Annotated in this window: 16 protein-coding genes and 2 pseudogenes; 5 read left to right on the top strand and 13 right to left on the bottom strand. The window is 29.1% G+C overall.

All coding sequences use genetic code 11. The features are described 5' to 3' along the window. Positions 1–45: 45 nt before the first annotated feature. Positions 46–1,443: an aminotransferase-like domain-containing protein gene (locus ISP02_RS12490; protein ID WP_195721901.1), complete on the top strand. Its 1,398-nt coding sequence runs from the start codon at positions 46–48 to the stop codon at positions 1,441–1,443. Between the two features lie 144 nt (positions 1,444–1,587). Here ISP02_RS12490 and ISP02_RS12485 read toward each other — a convergent pair whose 3' ends face one another. After that, positions 1,588–1,683 (bottom strand): type I toxin-antitoxin system Fst family toxin, encoded by a 96-nt coding sequence (locus tag ISP02_RS12485; RefSeq protein ID WP_107547012.1) that lies wholly within the window; start codon positions 1,681–1,683, stop codon positions 1,588–1,590. A 188-nt stretch (positions 1,684–1,871) separates the two neighbouring features. Further along, positions 1,872–2,609 carry an SDR family oxidoreductase gene (locus tag ISP02_RS12480; RefSeq protein ID WP_195721900.1) on the bottom strand — a complete coding sequence of 246 codons (738 nt, stop codon included), beginning with the start codon at positions 2,607–2,609 and terminating at the stop codon, positions 1,872–1,874. A 406-nt stretch (positions 2,610–3,015) separates the two neighbouring features. On the opposite strand from ISP02_RS12480, the gene ISP02_RS12475 reads away from it, so the two are divergent. The 3 genes from ISP02_RS12475 to ISP02_RS12465 all read left to right on the top strand — a co-directional run bounded on the left by ISP02_RS12475 (position 3,016) and on the right by ISP02_RS12465 (position 6,028). Then, positions 3,016–3,585 (top strand): RNA polymerase sigma factor, encoded by a 570-nt coding sequence (locus ISP02_RS12475; RefSeq protein ID WP_069820947.1) that lies wholly within the window; start codon positions 3,016–3,018, stop codon positions 3,583–3,585. Further along, complete coding sequence (locus tag ISP02_RS12470) at positions 3,575–4,396, top strand: anti-sigma factor (RefSeq protein ID WP_195721899.1); 822 nt, start codon at positions 3,575–3,577, stop codon at positions 4,394–4,396. Before ISP02_RS12475 ends, ISP02_RS12470 begins: the two co-directional genes overlap by 11 nt. A 156-nt stretch (positions 4,397–4,552) precedes the next feature. Beyond that, positions 4,553–6,028 (top strand): Mur ligase family protein, encoded by a 1,476-nt coding sequence (locus ISP02_RS12465; RefSeq protein WP_195721898.1) that lies wholly within the window; start codon positions 4,553–4,555, stop codon positions 6,026–6,028. A 139-nt stretch (positions 6,029–6,167) separates the two neighbouring features. Here the strand turns inward: ISP02_RS12465 and isaB are convergent, their stop codons facing one another. From isaB to ISP02_RS12445, 4 genes are all read right to left on the bottom strand, one after another. Then, complete coding sequence (gene isaB, locus ISP02_RS12460) at positions 6,168–7,079, bottom strand: immunodominant staphylococcal antigen IsaB family protein (RefSeq protein WP_195721897.1); 912 nt, start codon at positions 7,077–7,079, stop codon at positions 6,168–6,170. A gap of 322 nt (positions 7,080–7,401) precedes the next feature. Next, on the bottom strand, positions 7,402–8,016 hold the full coding sequence (locus tag ISP02_RS12455; protein WP_195721896.1) for a M15 family metallopeptidase: 615 nt from the start codon (positions 8,014–8,016) through the stop codon (positions 7,402–7,404). A 4-nt stretch (positions 8,017–8,020) separates the two neighbouring features. Further along, the gene (locus ISP02_RS13310; protein WP_069820951.1) at positions 8,021–8,491 is read right to left on the bottom strand and encodes a tryptophan-rich sensory protein; all 471 of its coding nucleotides are present in this window, start codon (positions 8,489–8,491) and stop codon (positions 8,021–8,023) included. Positions 8,492–8,993: 502 nt separating this feature from the next. Then, positions 8,994–9,266, bottom strand: a complete 273-nt coding sequence (locus ISP02_RS12445; RefSeq protein ID WP_069820952.1) for a hypothetical protein — start codon at positions 9,264–9,266, stop codon at positions 8,994–8,996. Positions 9,267–9,617: 351 nt separating this feature from the next. Here ISP02_RS12445 and ISP02_RS12440 point away from each other — a divergent pair. Next, positions 9,618–10,685: pseudogene (locus ISP02_RS12440) on the top strand (glycerol dehydrogenase). A 160-nt stretch (positions 10,686–10,845) separates the two neighbouring features. Here ISP02_RS12440 and ISP02_RS12435 read toward each other — a convergent pair. From ISP02_RS12435 to ISP02_RS12405, 7 genes and pseudogenes are all read right to left on the bottom strand, one after another. Continuing rightward, on the bottom strand, positions 10,846–10,938 hold the full coding sequence (locus ISP02_RS12435; RefSeq protein WP_119597117.1) for a type I toxin-antitoxin system Fst family toxin: 93 nt from the start codon (positions 10,936–10,938) through the stop codon (positions 10,846–10,848). Positions 10,939–11,511: 573 nt separating this feature from the next. Continuing rightward, entirely contained in the window at positions 11,512–12,906 is a 1,395-nt protein-coding gene (locus ISP02_RS12430) for a helix-turn-helix transcriptional regulator (protein ID WP_195721895.1), read from the bottom strand. Between the two features lie 1,244 nt (positions 12,907–14,150). Then, positions 14,151–14,405, bottom strand: coding sequence for a helix-turn-helix domain-containing protein (locus ISP02_RS12425; RefSeq protein ID WP_195721894.1), 255 nt, complete (start codon positions 14,403–14,405; stop codon positions 14,151–14,153). Between the two features lie 197 nt (positions 14,406–14,602). Next, positions 14,603–14,950, bottom strand: coding sequence for a helix-turn-helix domain-containing protein (locus ISP02_RS12420; RefSeq protein WP_195721893.1), 348 nt, complete (start codon positions 14,948–14,950; stop codon positions 14,603–14,605). An 18-nt stretch (positions 14,951–14,968) separates the two neighbouring features. After that, a complete protein-coding gene (gene cadD, locus ISP02_RS12415; RefSeq protein WP_195721892.1) occupies positions 14,969–15,586 on the bottom strand; it encodes a cadmium resistance transporter CadD in 618 nt (205 codons plus the stop codon). Between the two features lie 688 nt (positions 15,587–16,274). Further along, positions 16,275–16,577 (bottom strand): annotated as a pseudogene (locus ISP02_RS12410) (protein rep); the annotation flags it as partial. Between the two features lie 15 nt (positions 16,578–16,592). Then, the gene (locus ISP02_RS12405; RefSeq protein ID WP_195721891.1) at positions 16,593–17,531 is read right to left on the bottom strand and encodes a replication initiator protein A; all 939 of its coding nucleotides are present in this window, start codon (positions 17,529–17,531) and stop codon (positions 16,593–16,595) included.

Raw genomic sequence — 17,531 nt, 5'->3', positions numbered from 1 at the left:
CAATTCAAATAAAAATAACCCAACCAATTTTAAAGGAAGGTATTTATGAAATATAAAGATATTGCTTCTTATATAAGAGAGAAAATCATTAATGGAGACTGGTTTTATGGAATGCGTATTCCTTCACAAAGAAAATTATCAGACCAATTTAATGTAAATAGAGTTACAATCATCAAAAGCATTGAGTTATTAGAATCTGAAGGATTTATATATACTGTCCAAGGAAGTGGAACTTATGTTAATGACTATTTGGACAAACCCTATATTATAAATAAATGGGATGAAATGATGGAATGGTCATCAAGAACGCGTAGTCAATACACTGTACACCTTATTAATAAATTAGAAACACATAATGAATATATACATATAAGTAAGGGAGAATTAGGGGATGAAATACTTCCGCATAAAGAGTTAAAAAGGGCAATGAATCGTGTCTCAAACTATATAGGTGATCTATCGTTTGGATACAATAACGGTCATGGTTATATTAAATTACGAGAACTGATTGCCAAAAGGTTAGAAAAACAAAATATTAACGTTTCAAGTGAAAATATATTGATTACTTCAGGTGCGCTTCACGCTATACAATTACTTTCAATTGGGTTTTTGAGTCAAAATACAATCATATTTCGTAATACGCCTTCTTATGTCGACTCCACAAATGTTTTCGATATATTAAATATGCGCAGTATCAACATTAACTATAACTATCTCAAACAATCTAAATCGATATTAAATAGTTATTCAAATGCTTATAATAAAGCTTTATATATCGAATCAACGTTTAATAATCCTACAGGAGATATACTTTCTAAAAAGGTACGAGAACAGATTTTGAATTATAGTAATCTATATAATATACCTATAATAGAAGATGATATTTATAGAGATATATGGTTTGAAAATGAGCCTAATGCCTCGATTAAATCATTAGATAAAAATGGAAATGTTATTTATATTAGTAGCTTTTCAAAAACTATCGCGCCAGCTATGCGCATTGGTTGGATTGCTGCATCTGAAAAAGTGGTAGAACAACTTGGAGATATTAGGATGCAAATAGATTATGGATCTAGTATATTATCCCAAATGGTCGTCTATGAAATGTTGAAAAGTGGTGCTTATGATGAACATACTCAAAATGTACGTTATGAATTACAAAATAAAAGAGACTTTATGTTAAACATTTTAAATAGTGATTTTTCTTCAATTGCTACGTGGAATGTACCAGAAGGTGGATTTTTTGTGTGGATTACTTTTAAAGACGGTATTAATATTAAAAAACTCTTTGTAGAGTTAGCTGACAAAGAACATATTCTTATTAATCCAGGATACATTTATGGCAGTACTCAAAATACAATTAGGCTTTCTTTTTCTTATGAAAGTAATGAAAATATCAAGTATGCACTGAATAAATTACGCGAATATGTTAACCAAATTTAACGAAAACTATCCTTTTTGCATTCCCACTTGCTATGATGTTATAATGTAATTAACAAATAGAGTGTTTACATGGTAAACACCGAGCCCGATAACTATGTCAGTAGTTATCGGGCTCTTTTTTGGTGTATTGGTTATGTCGTCGGATTATTTATCACGCTTGTTTAACCAATGTGAAAACAACGTAATTATAACTCCTACTATAATAGGAGCTACAAGTGCTACAAATAGAGTGTTTAACATGGTGTCACCTCCTTCCATGTTAATTAAAACACAGAAGTAAAACGACGACTTTTATATTATACCATCTGTGAATTCACAAGCATATCCACTTCTGATAAGTTAAATTATGTCATTAAATAAAAGCCTGAAGTGCTAATTTAACAGCATTTAGGCTTTTAATATACGATTTATGATTTATCACTTCTCAATTATAGATTTTGACTACTAGGACGAATTATAAATTCATTTACAGATGATTCCTCCGGTTCATTAATGGCGTAATTAATAGCTCTAGCAATAGCATCTGGTTTAATTGCATCTTTATATACTTCATCTATACCTTGTTTCATTTCTTTATCGCTAATATGGTCTGTTAACTCAGTATCAATAGCACCTGGAGAAAGGATTGTTGTTCTAATATTTGAGCCCACCGAAGCTTCTTCTTGTCTTAATCCTTCAGTTATCGCTCTTACTGCATATTTAGTACCACTATAAACAGCGCTACCTGGGAAAACAACATGTCCTGCTACAGAAGCTAAATTAATAATATGACCTGATTTTTGTTCTCTCATATAAGGCAACACTGCACCAATACCGTATAGTACACCTTTAATATTAACATCAATCATTTGGTTCCATTCATCTTGTTTATTCTTTTCTAAAAAAGATTGAGGCATAAGACCAGCATTATTAATTAAAACATCTACACGTCCAAAATCTTTATACGCTGTTTCAATTAATGCATTTACTTCATCTGGCTTCGTTACATCAGTTTTTTGAATGCTTATATTATTACCTATTTTTTGTTGTATTTTTTCTAATCGATCTACGCGTCTTGCTCCTAAAACAAGCTTAGCCCCATTTTCAGATAGCAAACTTACTGTTTCCTCACCAATGCCACTAGACGCACCAGTTATAACGACTACTTTATCTTTTACATTATTCATTATTTTGCCTCCTTGGTTAATACAATTATATATTTCACTATATTATCATTATCAAAACATTGTTAGTATTTTCACTACAAATGTCTTCAATTAAAATTCTTAAAATAATATTTTTCATTTTTAGACTAATTACTATATATTTTTTGAATATGCCTTTCATATTGTAAGCGTTTAACTAAAATAGCTACATATTTCTGTTAATGATAAAATACTCATTAGGTTTATGCTTAATAGAACGAGTGTCAATTTTATTTTTTAGAGTACACCTAAATATAAAAAGTTTATCCACTTTTATCCACTGTATGAACTTTTTATATTTAAATTACGTATATTTATTGAAAGCTAATAAAATGAATATCGACTGGGTGTTTCTAATTGTTTGATTTTAAAACAAGGAGGGGACGGCATGGTAGATGAAAAGGATCTATATAAAATGGTATTAGAAACAAATGATAGCAAAAGTCTAGAAATATTATATGATCGGTACGAGTCGTTATTATTCAATTTGGCTTATAAAATAACACAAGATGTGCAATCTAGTGAAGAAGTTTTACAGGATGTTTTTATGAAAATATGGAATAAAAAGGCAATTTTCAATCCTGAAAAGGGGAAATTATCAACTTGGCTTATTACATTATGTCGTAATAGATCTATTGATGCTATAAGAAAGAAAAAAAATATAGAGAGTCAATTTGATGAGGATTTTCAAGGTATACAAACTGATAGTCTACCTGAATATGATTTGTTAAGTAAAGAAGTCTCAGAAGAAATCAATAAAAGGATTTCATTTTTAAATAAAGATCAGCAAAAAATTATTTCTTTGTTTTATTATAAAGGATTGAGTCAGCAAGAAATTGCAAGTAAATTAAATATACCTTTAGGTACTGTAAAAAGCCGTATGAGACTTTCAATCCAACATTTGAATAACTACTTTAAAAAAGCCTTAAGAAGGGAGGATGAAGAAAATGAGAGATAGCAAAGTTGATAAAATATATGATTATTTCAATGATAAGTTGAGCAAAAGTGAAAAAGTACAAGTTGAACAAGAATTGAATTCTACATCTGAAAGTCATAAGACTTTGAAAGACATCGAAATTCTTCATGATACACTTCCTTATAACAATAAAGAGGTTGAACCTCCGACAGGAATGAAACAAAGAATTTTAGAATCAGTTCTAAATGAGAATAAAACCACAAATAAAGATACAGAAAATGAAAATGAAGAGGATGACTTTAGTTTTACTAGTTCAGACACTAATAACCAATTTCAACAAAATTCAAATGTGTCAAAACAAAATAATAATAAAAAGAACAAAAGTGTAGTTATCAAACGTTTCTCTATGGGGATTATAGCAGCAATGTTGTTGTTATCTCTTATTGGCAATGGGGTCCAGTTTTTTGGGCATAAAGAATCGAAAAAGCAATCTACTTCAATGATAAACACTGGTGATGCTAAAACAATCAACCTAAAATCTATGGATGAGAACAAAACTCAAGGACAAGCCTACCTTTCAAATGCTAATAATAAAACTGATAGAAAATTAATTGTGGAAGCCAATGATATCGAAACTACAAAAGGCAACCAAGTGTACCAAGTTTGGGTATTAAAAGATAATAAACCTTATCCTGCTGGCGCGTTTTCTAGTGAAAACAATAAAGGGATGGTTGTTTTTGACTTAAGTAATATAGATATTGATAAGAATGATAAAATCGCTCTTACATTAGAACCTTCCCCTAATAATACTGAACCTAAAGGTCAAATGGTTATGGCTAGTAGTGACATTTAATCTGATTATTATGATATTTTAAATTTATTGAAAAGGATCACAAATTCATGTGATCCTTTTTTTATATTTATACGTATATTTTGTAATTAATTTTTTAATAAAAATACGAAATATTAATTGATATTACAAAAAAAATGAAATGTTGGGTGAAAATTAATGCAAATTACGATTCAAGATATTCTTTTATCTATTGAAAAAAACACAATTACAAATCCTACGTGCATGAAAGTTAATACGAATACAATTTGTCAAAATATTACATCAATGTACCAGGATATAAAACAAAATACCATTTTTATGTTGAAAGATTCAGATAATACAGACTACTATGCGCAACGCGCTAATGAAATGAAACCTTTGCTTATGATTACAGATGCCCATTCATCTAAACTTAATCACCTTGAATTTAACATGCCTATTATATATATAAATAATTTCCCTAGCGTAGCCAACAATCTAGTAACGTTATTTTACGGAAAAGCAATTGATGGATTAAAATTCATTGCAGTTACAGGGACAAATGGTAAGACAACGACAAGTCATATGATTGGGAACCTATTATCACAGTTGGGTAAAAGAGTTGCTATTATTGGAACGTTAGGTATTTTTGACTGTAATTATGAAAAGATGAAATTTAATCACACGACCCAAACTACGCCAATGTATTTTGAAATGGGTGAAATTACAGAACATTTTTATAATGAAAATTACGATTATATCGTTTACGAAGCAACATCGATAGCATTAGATCAACGACGTACAGATTTTATTCAGAATGATTTATCAGTATTCACTAATTTCAGCCCTGAACACCTCGAATATCATGGTACTATGAATAACTATCTGAAAGCTAAATTGAGATTAAATGAGTTGAGCAAATCAAATTTAGTTAATTTGAACACGACTGAATATAACCCTATCGTGAAAGATAAATGGCATTTTTCGAATAAACAGCAAGCTTATTATCAATATAATGTCCATAACAGTCATGTAGATATTGTAATTGATGGAGAGAGTTTTTGTGTTAAACCGAACTTTAAAGGAGGACATAACTATATTAATTTAGCTACAAGCATTTTTAGTTTGCATAAATTGGGTTTTGCTACAAATGATATCATTAAAGCTTCAACTATTATTGAGCCACCAGCACATCGTTTTCAAATAGTTGAAATAGAGCATTATACTGTTATATTAGATTTCGCGCATACTGCTTTAGCAGTTAGAGAATCAATAAATAATGCTTTACAATATACTGAAAGCATTGGCAAAAAATTAAATACGATGGTAACAGGAATAGGTTTAAGAGGTTTTGACAAAATGGGCATGACTGTGGAGGAATTACCTGAAGGCGTTCATAAGTTGATGCTTGCTGCTGAGCAAGTGGGTTATGAAGATCCTAAAGCAATCACTGAATTTATGATTGAACATTTACCTCATAGTTATAAAAAAAATAGTGTTTTAAAGTCTTACTCACGAAAAGAAGGAATACGAGGACTTCTGCATGCAACAGATAAAAATAATGAAGTGATTTTACTTACGGGTATTAATGAGCCACAAAACTATAAAGGGAAAAAATATGATCATGATGACCAGATGTACATTAAAACATTATTACAAACAGATAAATCTTAAAACATTGTGATTATATAAAAAGATGAGAGACTTATTTCAATAATATATTCTTAAATTAGAATCGACTTTATTTTAACTATTAACAATCATAAAAAAAGGACCTCAACTGAGGTCCTTTTTTTTATGAAGTTATTGAATATTAACTAATCATTACTTTCATTAAATAACCTTGCTCATCGAAAAAGGCTTTGTACATACCGTTGTTTGTTTCGTAAGTCATATATGATCCATTTTCTGTTTGACCTTCGTCAGACATGTGGTTAGACATATGCTCTTTCTTGAACATATCTTTACTTACTGCATGTTCCTTAGTATCGAAAGTGATATGAACTACTTGGCCATCTTTATTCATATCTACAATTGTGTCATCCATTTTTTTACTTGTGGCAACGTCTTTATCGGCAGCTGCTGTATTAACTTTGTATCCATCAATCATAACGTTATCGTGTTTTAATGCTCTTACAAAATCATAATCTTGAGTAAAATCACCATCATATGTTGTATAACCCGTATAATTATAATACGGCATCATTGCTTGTTGGTTCATATTACCGTTCATATTGTTCATGTTATCATTCATAGACATGCCTTTTTGGTTCATATTACCGTTCATATTGTTCATGTTATCATCCATAGACATGCCTTTTTGATTCATATTACCGTTCATATTGTTCATGTTATCATCCATAGACATGTCTTTTTGATTCATATTACCGTTCATGTTGTCCATGTTGTGATTCATAGACATGTCTTTTTGATTCATATTATCGTTCATATTGTTCATGTTATCATCCATAGACATGTCTTTTTGATTCATATTATCGTTCATATTGTTCATGTTATCATCCATAGACATGTCTTTTTGATTCATATTACCGTTCATGTTGTCCATGTTGTGATTCATAGACATGTCTTTCTGGTTCATATTATTCATGTTGTTATTTGTAGTATCAGCGTGTGCTGTGTTATCTTCACCTGATCCATTACTTGCTCCTAACAATACACCTGTAGCTAATACTGATGATGAAAATACTAATAATTTGTTATTCATAAATCTTCGCCCCTTTTTAATATTTTTATGAATCATTCGTGTTGCCTAACCTTCGTTAAAGCTTAAGCGCAAAAGCACAATTAGATTCTTTTAATCTTACGAAGTACATTTAATATAGGTTTGAACAAATCCCCCTTTTTGTTGCTACTCATTAAAATATACGTATTTTTGCCTTGTTAAGTTCACTTTTTATAAAAAATTTGAACTTTATACTTTTTAAGTCATCCCATCATTCATATAAAAGTGTACAGTGATACTTAAAGTCTGAATTTTTTACCGATATTGATTTTAGGTCAACTTAAGTTCCTACATAAAAATTGCCTTAAGCTAAATCAAAATATTCTTCAAATGTGAGATTTTTGTTTGCTATTCCCACTGCATCTTCTCTTCCTATATATCTTAAATGCCAAGGTTCATACATAAATTCTGTAATATGTTCTTTACCCTTAGGATATCGGATAATAAATCCATAGAAATGTGCGTTATCTTGCAACCACTTGCTTTCTTTTGTAAATTGAAACTGTTCTTTTATTGATTCATCTAAACCGGGAGAAGCAACGTCAAAAGCTAAACCTGTTTGGTGTTCAGAATATCCTGGTTCAGCGCTATAAGTTTTCGCTTTTTCTAGACCATCGCGATGAACGTACATATTGAATAACCGCATTTGCTTAAAATACGACCGAAAGCCACTAATAATAATTAGTTGAAACCCTTGTTTTTGGGCATCTTTAATCATAAGTTTTAAATTGTTTTTTGCTTCTGATTTTGGAAAAGGTATATAAAACGGACAAACTTTATACTCTCTGTTTACAATAATGTGGTTATTCACATAATATGCGCCATTCTTTTTCGTAACAGGATTATATTTTTCTTTTTGCTTATTATTTAATAAATAGAGTGTAGTAAAAATAAATACAATTGAAACGAATTTTTTCATATAATCACCTTTTATCTAGTTTTTTATTTAATGACCAAAAATTTATAATTATATATATTTCATAGATAATCCACACTAAATGTATTCCTAAAAATAAACGGATGACATTTTTCTTATTGGTTACTGATTTAATACTCACTATCATAAACAGTGATTGAACTGTTTTAATTATAAATGAGAAAAACAGTGATTGATATTTAAAAAACAGTAAATACCCAAAGCCCTGTGCTATTAATTGGGCGTTATAAGCTAAAAAGAAGTTTTTTTTATAGTGTGAATGTGAAAACATAAGAGTAATACTGGAAATCATATTTACTATTCCCCACATTAAAGGAAGCAACAAACTATTAATAATATATTTTGGTTTTTTTAAGTGTTCATATTTTCCCTCATTATTTTTTATAGAAAAATTAGAAATTTGGAATATAAAAAATAATGGATAGAAAAACTTTAATAATATTAAGGATATTTTCAAAGGATCATTCCTTTTCTCGAAGATTTAAATTATAGATTCTCAACTTAATAATAGTTTATAAAGTATATGATTCATATAATAACTTTTTACTTCTTCATTTTTTATGCTTGTTTATCCAAAAATATAAAAAATTCTATAATCTTAATTATGAAATACTTGCACCCGCTAAAAACATATCTAATAATCTTGAAAATCAATAAATACTGATAGAAGCCTCAAAAAAGCTAATTCTTAATAAGCTAAAGGATATCGGCACTTTATTATAAATAATTGTGCTTGAATGGAAATTTGAGGGAGTAACTATTTTTCATTTCCATAGCCTATGGTATTTTAATTTGTTTAATAAAAAGCAAATCCATTGGAACATTGACCCCCCTCACTACTGAGAATAGCAAGGGGGGCTTCTTGGTTTTACTATGTCGCCTTATTATTTATTACATTTGTTTAACCCAAAACTAAAAATTAGTACAATCTCACATATACAATAGCCATGTAAACTATTTTAATTTGTTACAATATCTTTGTTCGTTTTAATAATAAACAAAACAAGTAAAGTCAGACAAACAGAACCAACAAATGTCGGAATTATAAAGAACATGCCTGCTGAATTTGGTAATGCATTGCCTGAAGAATTTAACATTGTTAGACCAATGAATGCACCAATCACTGCTGAAATCAAACTAATAATAAGATTGGTAATTTTATTTTTAGTTAACCAGATTGAAAATGCCACGCCAACGATTAAACCTATTACTACTGTAATGATAAAATCCATCAAACCCCTCCAGTAATGTAATATTTCAAACTGCGTTAATACTAAGTAATTCCTAACGTTGATAAAAAAACATAAGAAATATCCTACTTACAAACTCAAATAACCTCAAAAGAAGTATATTAAACACGTAAAATTAAAATTTCGACTTAAACAAAAGCTTATTTGCCTATTTAAATAATAAGAAAACGACCCACACCCCAAATACAACGTGCTCAAAAAACAAAGAAGTTAAATCATTCGAATAAGTAATTGTTTTACATATAGCCTTTCACATTTACAACGATTTATGATTTATACCTATGAATAGAAAGGCTAAAATAAGTGTATATCAAATACTAAGGAGAAGTTTGTATGTCAAAATACATTTTTCAATCACCAAGTAGATATATACAAGGAAAAGGAGAAATAAAAAGTTTAGCTAAGGAGGTTAATAAATTAGATGACGCACCCTTGATTATTTCAGATAGTTTAGTTTGATCACTAACAAATAAAGATATAAATAAGAGTTTTAAATCTAGCGAGGTTAGTTACAAGTACGAAGAATTTAATGGAGAAGCCTCTGAAAATGAAATAGCAAGACTTAGCCAAATAGCTAAAGACCATAACATAAATGTAATTCTTCGGATTAGAGGAAGAAAGACGTTAGATACAGCAAAAGCAATTTCTGATGATCTTAATTCCCCTGTTATTATTGTCCCAAGAACTGCTTCTACAGATGCCCCTATGAGTGCTTTATCAGTTATCTATTCAGATGAAGGTGTTTTTACTGGTTACAGATTTTACTATAAAAACCCAAATGTAGTATTAGCAGATTCACAAATTATAGTCGAAGCACCAGTTAAATCGTTTGCGGCAGGCATGAGCGATACTTTAGCTACTTTAGTAGAAGTTAAAGCAACTTTAAACCGTAGATGGAAAACCAATATTAGCTTCTTTAGCATTGCTGAAAAAGCAGAAGAAACAATATTTAAATACGATAAAAGCGCTTATTTTTCTGCAGCACAAGGTATTGTAACCCCTCAAGTGGAGTCTATTATCGAAGCAACCACTTTACTTTCAGGGCTTGATTTTGAAAATGAGGGCATTGCTGCAGCCCACGCAATACACAATGGGTTTACAGCTTTATCAGGAGACATTCATAAACTTGGACACGGCGAAAAAGTAGCGTATGCGACTTGGGTTCAAATGGTTTTAGAAAATAGACCTTATGAAGAAATTAAAAAATATATTGATTTTTATAAATTCTTAGAAATGCCAACAAATTTAAATGATGCTTCTTTTGAGGACTTAATAAAAGTAGGAAAATTAGCAAAAGATCCTAATGATACTTTCTCTAATTTAAATGATGAATTCACTGCTGAAAACATAGCGCAAGCTATACTAGCAGTGAATGAATTAAGTGGAGGCAAAGCTAAGTAAATTTTTCTTTATTTAGACTATGTATATATTTATTCTTATTTTGCATTCCGATCCACTATAATGTTATAATGTATTTAACAAATATTAGACTCATGAATCACCGAACCCCCAATCTACAGTCATAGATTGGGGGTTCTTTTAATGGTGAGGCTCTGTCGCCTTACTTATTGCGATTGTTTAGCCAAAACGTGAAAATCGCAACCATACACCCTGATACTATGGGTGCAATTATGCTAACAAATATTAAACTCATGACTTCACCTCCTTCCGCCGAAAATACCGCCGGAAGTTAAGGCGACTCCACTATTATACCATCTGTATCTTTTGAAGCATATCCACTTCCGATAAGTTGAATTATGTCAGTTCAACTTTATTATGATTAAACCAACTTCGCTCAAAACAACGCAACTTCTACTTTGTGTTTCACTGCATACATTATACGTGCATACAATCTACATGTATAATGTATGCACGTGTATTCAATAAATTATCAGTTATGTATTATTATCTTATTTAAAGAAGGTTATTGAATACTTGAAAAAAACTATGCTATTATTTAAACGTGTAAAAAGGACAACATGCGCTAACATGTTGTCCTAATGAGCCTCTTCGAAAGACGCTAGGCTTTCAGTAAAGTAATAAACATCCACTTTACCTACTCGGTCAAAAATTTAGAGTGATTATTTTTTGGTCTTTATTGCTAATTAATACTAAACCAATGATTATGAGTACAACCATCAGCATTTCATAATCAGATAATGCTATTCCTTTCTCGAATCCCCCTATTAAGTTCTACTTAATAGAGGAATTTTGTTATAGATTCAAATCAATTTATCTCAGGTCTTAGATTCACCTTTTCAGACGATTTTAGGACTCTTTCTATATCAATATGCTTAATTCTGTTGATAATTTGTTTTTTATCTTTGTATCCATAATTTTCAACTCTATCTAACGTTAATTGTGTTAAAAACTTCACTGGATTTTCAGGGTAGTAACTATCCCCTAAATATCTTTTAATTTCTTTCTCTGTGTAATGAATAAAATTCTCCTTAGCAACCAACCCAGTTAACGAATAAAATAAGAATTGCCTAGCTTTATTAAATTCATACCATTTCACAAAAAATTCTCTAGTAAATTGAGTCGCTTTCTTTATTCCAATGTCTTTATGAGTTTTATCTTTTAAGTAATCAAACATATATTCGTAGCAATATTTAGGAATTAATATGATGCTTTGTCTCTCTGAAAAATAATAATCTTTAGATAACTCTTCAGAGTTATGAATATTAGTATTTTGGAGGATATATGATCCAACTGATTGAGAATTAATGTTGTTCAGTGTGCGCAACGATCTTAGAGAAATTAAATCAATATTTATATTTAAGTAATCGCATAATTTTATAATATCACTAATGTTAGGATCAACTTCACCTTTTTCCCATTTCATATACTCTGCACTTGAAATACCTAAATCCTTTTCAATATCTTCAAATCCTATATCTAACTTTTCTCTATAATGATTTAACAAATTAAAATATTTTATATCTTCCTCATCAAAATCAAAATAGTCATCTTCAAAAAGTTGCCTAATTTCACCTAAGGTGAATTCTATATTTTGAATTAATATATTCATATTAATAGGTTCACGTTTGTCATTAAATTTAGTATATCCTGCAAAATCTGTCTCTAAGTTTATAGGAAATTGCAAATCATTTTTATGATTATATGAACTAAATTGCTCCAATTTATCTAGGAGACCTTCAGCTCTATTAATAAGAATATTGCTACGTTCTTTACTAACATCTCGATGTAGATACTCATAATACTCTCCCATTATAAAATAATATTTAGGGATGCCTACCCAATCGTCATGATTTACTAAATCAAATTTATAGATTATGTCAGATAAATTTTTAAACGTTTTAGGCATTCGCTCTGAATACCCATGAAAATATTCTTCAATATTATTATCAATCAAAGTAATCTCTTCCGTGTTATAAGATTTCCAATTTTTTGTTAAAAATTGATAGATGGTCATATTAAAATATTTTGCAAGATCATCAACGATACGATAAGTAAATTCTTTCTGATTAGATTCTAAAAGTGTTATCTTCTTTTTCGAATAATTGGAAAAGTCACTTAGTTTATTTAGTTCTTTAGATAACTCTTTTTTAGTTAAGTTTTTATCTTTTCTTTCTAAATAGAGTTTTTTTGCTAAATTCATTTGAACTCCTCCTTTATAGAAACATCATATCGTAAAATTATATAAAAATAAAATATTATAATAAAACCATGTTGTCACAACACGCTTTCATTATTCACTTTAAAAACTCTAAAATTAAAGTGAAATAGATACCCTTAATAAATCAAAAACCTCCACAAGACAACCAAAATTTTTGTGGAGGTTTCCTTCCTTTTTAAATAGCAAATCTACCATAAAAAATATATCAATCAGCACACTATGTTGATTACATTCATTCCATAAAATAAAAAACATTAGAGCATAATAGTCTAATGTTTTTCGATAGAAGTATCTTTTTATAAACTCAAAAAAAGTAAAAGGTAAAGTAAAAAACTTATTATTTCTTTCAATGTTTCTCCTCTTTTTTAGTTCGACTCTAAGTCACTTTTCCATTGAAAACTTTCTGTTTTTAATAAAATCCGACTTATACATCGTGTATCAAATCTCATTAAAAACTTATACACCATGTATAAAAATCAATATGAAAGGCTCTATATCAAGGTGATTTTGAATAAAAGTGCAAAATACTCGATGCCATTTACATAAAAATGTATAACTTTATAATCACTTAATTTTAGTGTGTATAAAAATCAATAAAACGCTATTACACCAGTGTTTTAAATAGAATAAACGGATCAGAAATATTAAAGGAAAATACATCAGCTATGCTGATTGACACGCAAGTGGCATTGTATTTCCTTATGCTCTTATTTTTTATACTCAAAAAAGTTTAAAAATATCATGAAGTGATTCATTTCGATATTACTAATTGAAAACTTTCCACATCAACTCCTACTTAAATTAATCTATTAATCTTTCTATTTTTTCATTATAGCTACTTAATAATTATTTATATTGAATTTAAAAATGGACTTCTCAAAGATAGAAGTCCACATCCAAAATCTAATAATCAAAAATAATAGTCCACCGCTTTTTGATCATTTTCATTTGTAATATTTAATTTTTATAATGCTTCTGATCCTTTAGGTGTTCCAAAATCGATTTCTACTTCATTATAGGTTCCACCATTCAAGTAAAATTCTTGGATTTCTTCTTTAATTGTTTTTTCTTTTTCCATTATTTTATCCTCCTGAAAGTTTAAATTGTTGTATGACTTATATACTTCATTCTCATTATTTATATACTAATCTTTCAGATTTCAAAAATTAATTTTCATAATAAATACTGTCTTATTTGTTACGAATTTATATCTATTCAACATGCAATTATTTTTGCGTTACATTAGCAATTGATTTTAAAAGAGACATGGTCGGACGCGTATCTCCGTTTTCAATATTTTCAATAGTTGTCTGAGGCACTTCTAGTTTTTGAGCAAGTTGCTTTTGTGAACATCCAATTTCTTTACGCAATTCAACTAATCTCATAGCAAATTCGAAATTCTCATCCTGCTCTTTATACAATGTTTCTAATTCCGGATTATTTTCTATATCTTCTTGAATTAATTTAGAAATTAAGTTCATTTAAAAACCTCTTTCCTTTATTTTAATGCTTCAATTATATGCTAATATAACAGAAGCATTGATAGTTTTTCCAAATGAACTAAAATATTATTTTTGTAAAAGCATTAATCATTTTTTGCTTCAAAGTTTATTTAATCCTTATTAAGAATATTATTTCTATATAGTATCAAGACAAGAAGAAACTCGTTTCACTCGTTTCAAAAACCCTCCTGATTTTTAGAGAAAAACTCTCTTATTTCATCGTCTTTAATAAAATAATATGCCATCTTTCCATCTTTATAAAAATCAAGTACCTCATTTTTATATAAAAGCCTTAAATGATGTGAAGTTGAAGCAACACTCAATTTCAATATCAAAGAAATATCACAAACACACAACTCATCTTCTTTAATCAAAGATAATATGATTTTCAATTTCTTCTCATCACAAATTTTTTCTAAAATGTTAAGTAATTTCTTAGATTTATCATCTTCTAAAAAACTTAAAGCATTGTTAACTTTATCCTCATGTACACAGATCACATCACAAGCATTTTCATAACTCATATAAAATCACACCCTAAATTAAAATATAAATCCTAAAATTGTTTGAATAGTGTCATTTTCAATAATAATAAATAAACCTAAAGCTATATAAATAACAGCCATAATCCAACGACTAAATTTCTCAACAATTTCTCCAACTCCTGGAATATTAGCTAATTTTTGTGCAGTAAATACCAAGAAGAAAATTAAAATTAAAAAGACAAACAGAGTAATTAATAAATTAATAACACTTAATGTCACAAAATACGGAACAAATAAACCAATATTATCAGCACCACAACTTGCTATCGTAACAATTGCAACCGTACCAACTAATTTAGACAATCCTTTTTCATTCAATTCTTTTTTAGCTCTCTTTTCTCCTTCACAATCATCATAAATAGCTACTTTAATTCCAAGATAAATTGGTATTAAACCCAATAAACCTAATATCCACTTCTCTGGAACATAATTTAATACAAAAGCTAAAAACAAACTAACTAATATTAAAATAATAGACCCTAAATATTGACCAACATAAATATCTCTATATTCTTTTCTAGTCTTTGCTCTAGCAAAAAATATTAATAAAATCACTAATAAATCTACTGCTGTCGCAATATAAAGAATAGCAGCAGTTACAATAGTCTGAATCATAATTACACCTCATTCAAAAATATTTTTGAATGTATTATAACTTATGTTTTCAAATAATCATAGATGCTTTATTCCAATTGCTTTATTGACGTTGAGCCTCGGAACCCTTAACAATCCCAAAACTTGTCGAATGGTCGGCTTAATAGCTCACGCTATGCCGACATTCGTCTTCAAGTTTAGTTAAGGGTTCTTCTCAACGCTCAATAAATTTTCTCGGCATAAATGCATGTTCTTGTTATAATATGGCTATAACGTTTAGCGCTTATTAACAGTAGTTTTTTATAATCTACTTTGCAAAAATAAGCAATAAAGAGCCAATCCATTTTATCTGGGTTGGCTCTTTATTTTTATATACCTTTATTTGAATTTTAAAGGGGTATTTTGAAGAATTAAGAGTTATTTATATAGAATTATACCTAAAAGCTTATATACGTTCTTAAAACGCAAATATGAGCCAAATAAATATATTCTAATTTCACAAACAAAAATTTGAGCAAAACCAGTGACTATTTTTTTAGACACTGCCCAGTTACATGCAAATTAAAAATTTGGCATGTGCTGGCAAAAAAATTCAGACACTGCCCAGTTACGCACAAAATTATTTTTCGCGTAAAAACTGGATAACCATGCTGGTTAATCCTATAGTTCCCGCAGGGGCAAAAAACATAAAAAAACGCTAGCTTTTAAGCTAACGTTTCAAATCTTTTAAGTAATAATTTTGTTTTTCAAAATTCCAAATTGCAGTAATTGAATGTGCTTTTTCTTCTTTGTCTGTTGTTTTATCTTCGTCACTTGTATTAATTAAATTGCCATCTTCGGCGTCGTCTAAATTTAAAATTTTATGTTTTTGTTTAAGCAATCCACCATAACTCAACATACGTTTTCGATATAAACCTTGTTCTAAATCACTAACAATTTCTGAATCTTTTTCACTATCTCCGGTCAAATAATCTGATGACTTAACCGAATATTTCGAGGTCTTTTTGATTGCTATAGATTATTTGAATTACTGATTAAAGATATTATGTTGTTTCATGTTTTGACGGCGCATATAAAGTGCATGTGTTTCTTCGAATTCAGCTTTAATGGATTGCATTAAATACCCTTGCATAGCTTCAACGGTTTCATTCTTTTGTAGCAGCATCGCTTTAAAACGTTTCAAGACACTTACAATTTCAAACTCAACATCTTCTAAACGGTAATAGGTATCATGTGCATTATTAAATGATTTCTTACCTTTGAGTAACACACTTTTAATAATCCGAATTTCTCTAATTTCAAATTTACTTAAATAATCTTGAAGTTGTTGGGGCAATTCTTCGAGCACTTGGAACTTAAGCGCATCATTATTAAATTCGGTTTGTTGATGATTTGTATGATCCGAATAATTGTTTTTTATTCGATTGTTGTATATATCATTCATATCATGCGTATCATTATTCTCAGTCTCTATATAATCAGTATTACTTAAGTCAGTATCATTAGACTGTGAATTTGGAAGTTCTTGACCACTTAAATTCATAGTTCTAGAACTTCCAAATTCATTGTTCTGGAACTGTGAATTTGGAAGTTCCTTGGTACGACTGTATTCACCATCATAATTAGGTTTTAATAAATACAATCTATTGGGTTTATTAAGGCCCACACGTTCTTGAGTTAGCAAATTAAAATTCACTAATTCTTTTTTTAATTTTATGATTTTTTGTTCTGCATATCCTAAGTATTCACACAAATGTTTGTTACTGAAAATAAAGTAAATGTTATTATTTTTATCTACCCATTCGTTCTGGATGGATAATTCAAAACGATCTTTTAATAATGCATACATAATTTTGGCTTCTGCTGACATTTTCTTGAAATATGTATCTTCAAATAAATATTTAGGCAGTTGATAAAACCTTTCAGTTTTTACTTGGGATAAATTGTATTTCTCAAAATTGGGCAT

Origin of the sequence: Staphylococcus durrellii (assembly GCF_015594545.1) — a bacterium.
GTDB lineage: Bacteria > Bacillota > Bacilli > Staphylococcales > Staphylococcaceae > Staphylococcus > Staphylococcus durrellii.
This window is presented reverse-complemented; position numbering and strand designations above follow the sequence as displayed.

What these genes read in the sequence shown, in the direction of transcription:
- ISP02_RS12490 (WP_195721901.1), top strand. Translation starts at nt 46, where the DNA reads ATGAAATATAAAGATATTGCTTCTTATATAAGAGAGAAAATCATTAAT.
- ISP02_RS12485 (WP_107547012.1), bottom strand. Translation starts at nt 1,683, where the DNA reads ATGTTAAACACTCTATTTGTAGCACTTGTAGCTCCTATTATAGTAGGA.
- ISP02_RS12480 (WP_195721900.1), bottom strand. Translation starts at nt 2,609, where the DNA reads ATGAATAATGTAAAAGATAAAGTAGTCGTTATAACTGGTGCGTCTAGT.
- ISP02_RS12475 (WP_069820947.1), top strand. Translation starts at nt 3,016, where the DNA reads ATGGTAGATGAAAAGGATCTATATAAAATGGTATTAGAAACAAATGAT.
- ISP02_RS12470 (WP_195721899.1), top strand. Translation starts at nt 3,575, where the DNA reads ATGAGAGATAGCAAAGTTGATAAAATATATGATTATTTCAATGATAAG.
- ISP02_RS12465 (WP_195721898.1), top strand. Translation starts at nt 4,553, where the DNA reads ATGCAAATTACGATTCAAGATATTCTTTTATCTATTGAAAAAAACACA.
- isaB (WP_195721897.1), bottom strand. Translation starts at nt 7,079, where the DNA reads ATGAATAACAAATTATTAGTATTTTCATCATCAGTATTAGCTACAGGT.
- ISP02_RS12455 (WP_195721896.1), bottom strand. Translation starts at nt 8,016, where the DNA reads ATGAAAAAATTCGTTTCAATTGTATTTATTTTTACTACACTCTATTTA.
- ISP02_RS12445 (WP_069820952.1), bottom strand. Translation starts at nt 9,266, where the DNA reads ATGGATTTTATCATTACAGTAGTAATAGGTTTAATCGTTGGCGTGGCA.
- ISP02_RS12435 (WP_119597117.1), bottom strand. Translation starts at nt 10,938, where the DNA reads ATGAGTTTAATATTTGTTAGCATAATTGCACCCATAGTATCAGGGTGT.
- ISP02_RS12430 (WP_195721895.1), bottom strand. Translation starts at nt 12,906, where the DNA reads ATGAATTTAGCAAAAAAACTCTATTTAGAAAGAAAAGATAAAAACTTA.
- ISP02_RS12425 (WP_195721894.1), bottom strand. Translation starts at nt 14,405, where the DNA reads ATGAACTTAATTTCTAAATTAATTCAAGAAGATATAGAAAATAATCCG.
- ISP02_RS12420 (WP_195721893.1), bottom strand. Translation starts at nt 14,950, where the DNA reads ATGAGTTATGAAAATGCTTGTGATGTGATCTGTGTACATGAGGATAAA.
- cadD (WP_195721892.1), bottom strand. Translation starts at nt 15,586, where the DNA reads ATGATTCAGACTATTGTAACTGCTGCTATTCTTTATATTGCGACAGCA.
- ISP02_RS12405 (WP_195721891.1), bottom strand. Translation starts at nt 17,531, where the DNA reads ATGCCCAATTTTGAGAAATACAATTTATCCCAAGTAAAAACTGAAAGG.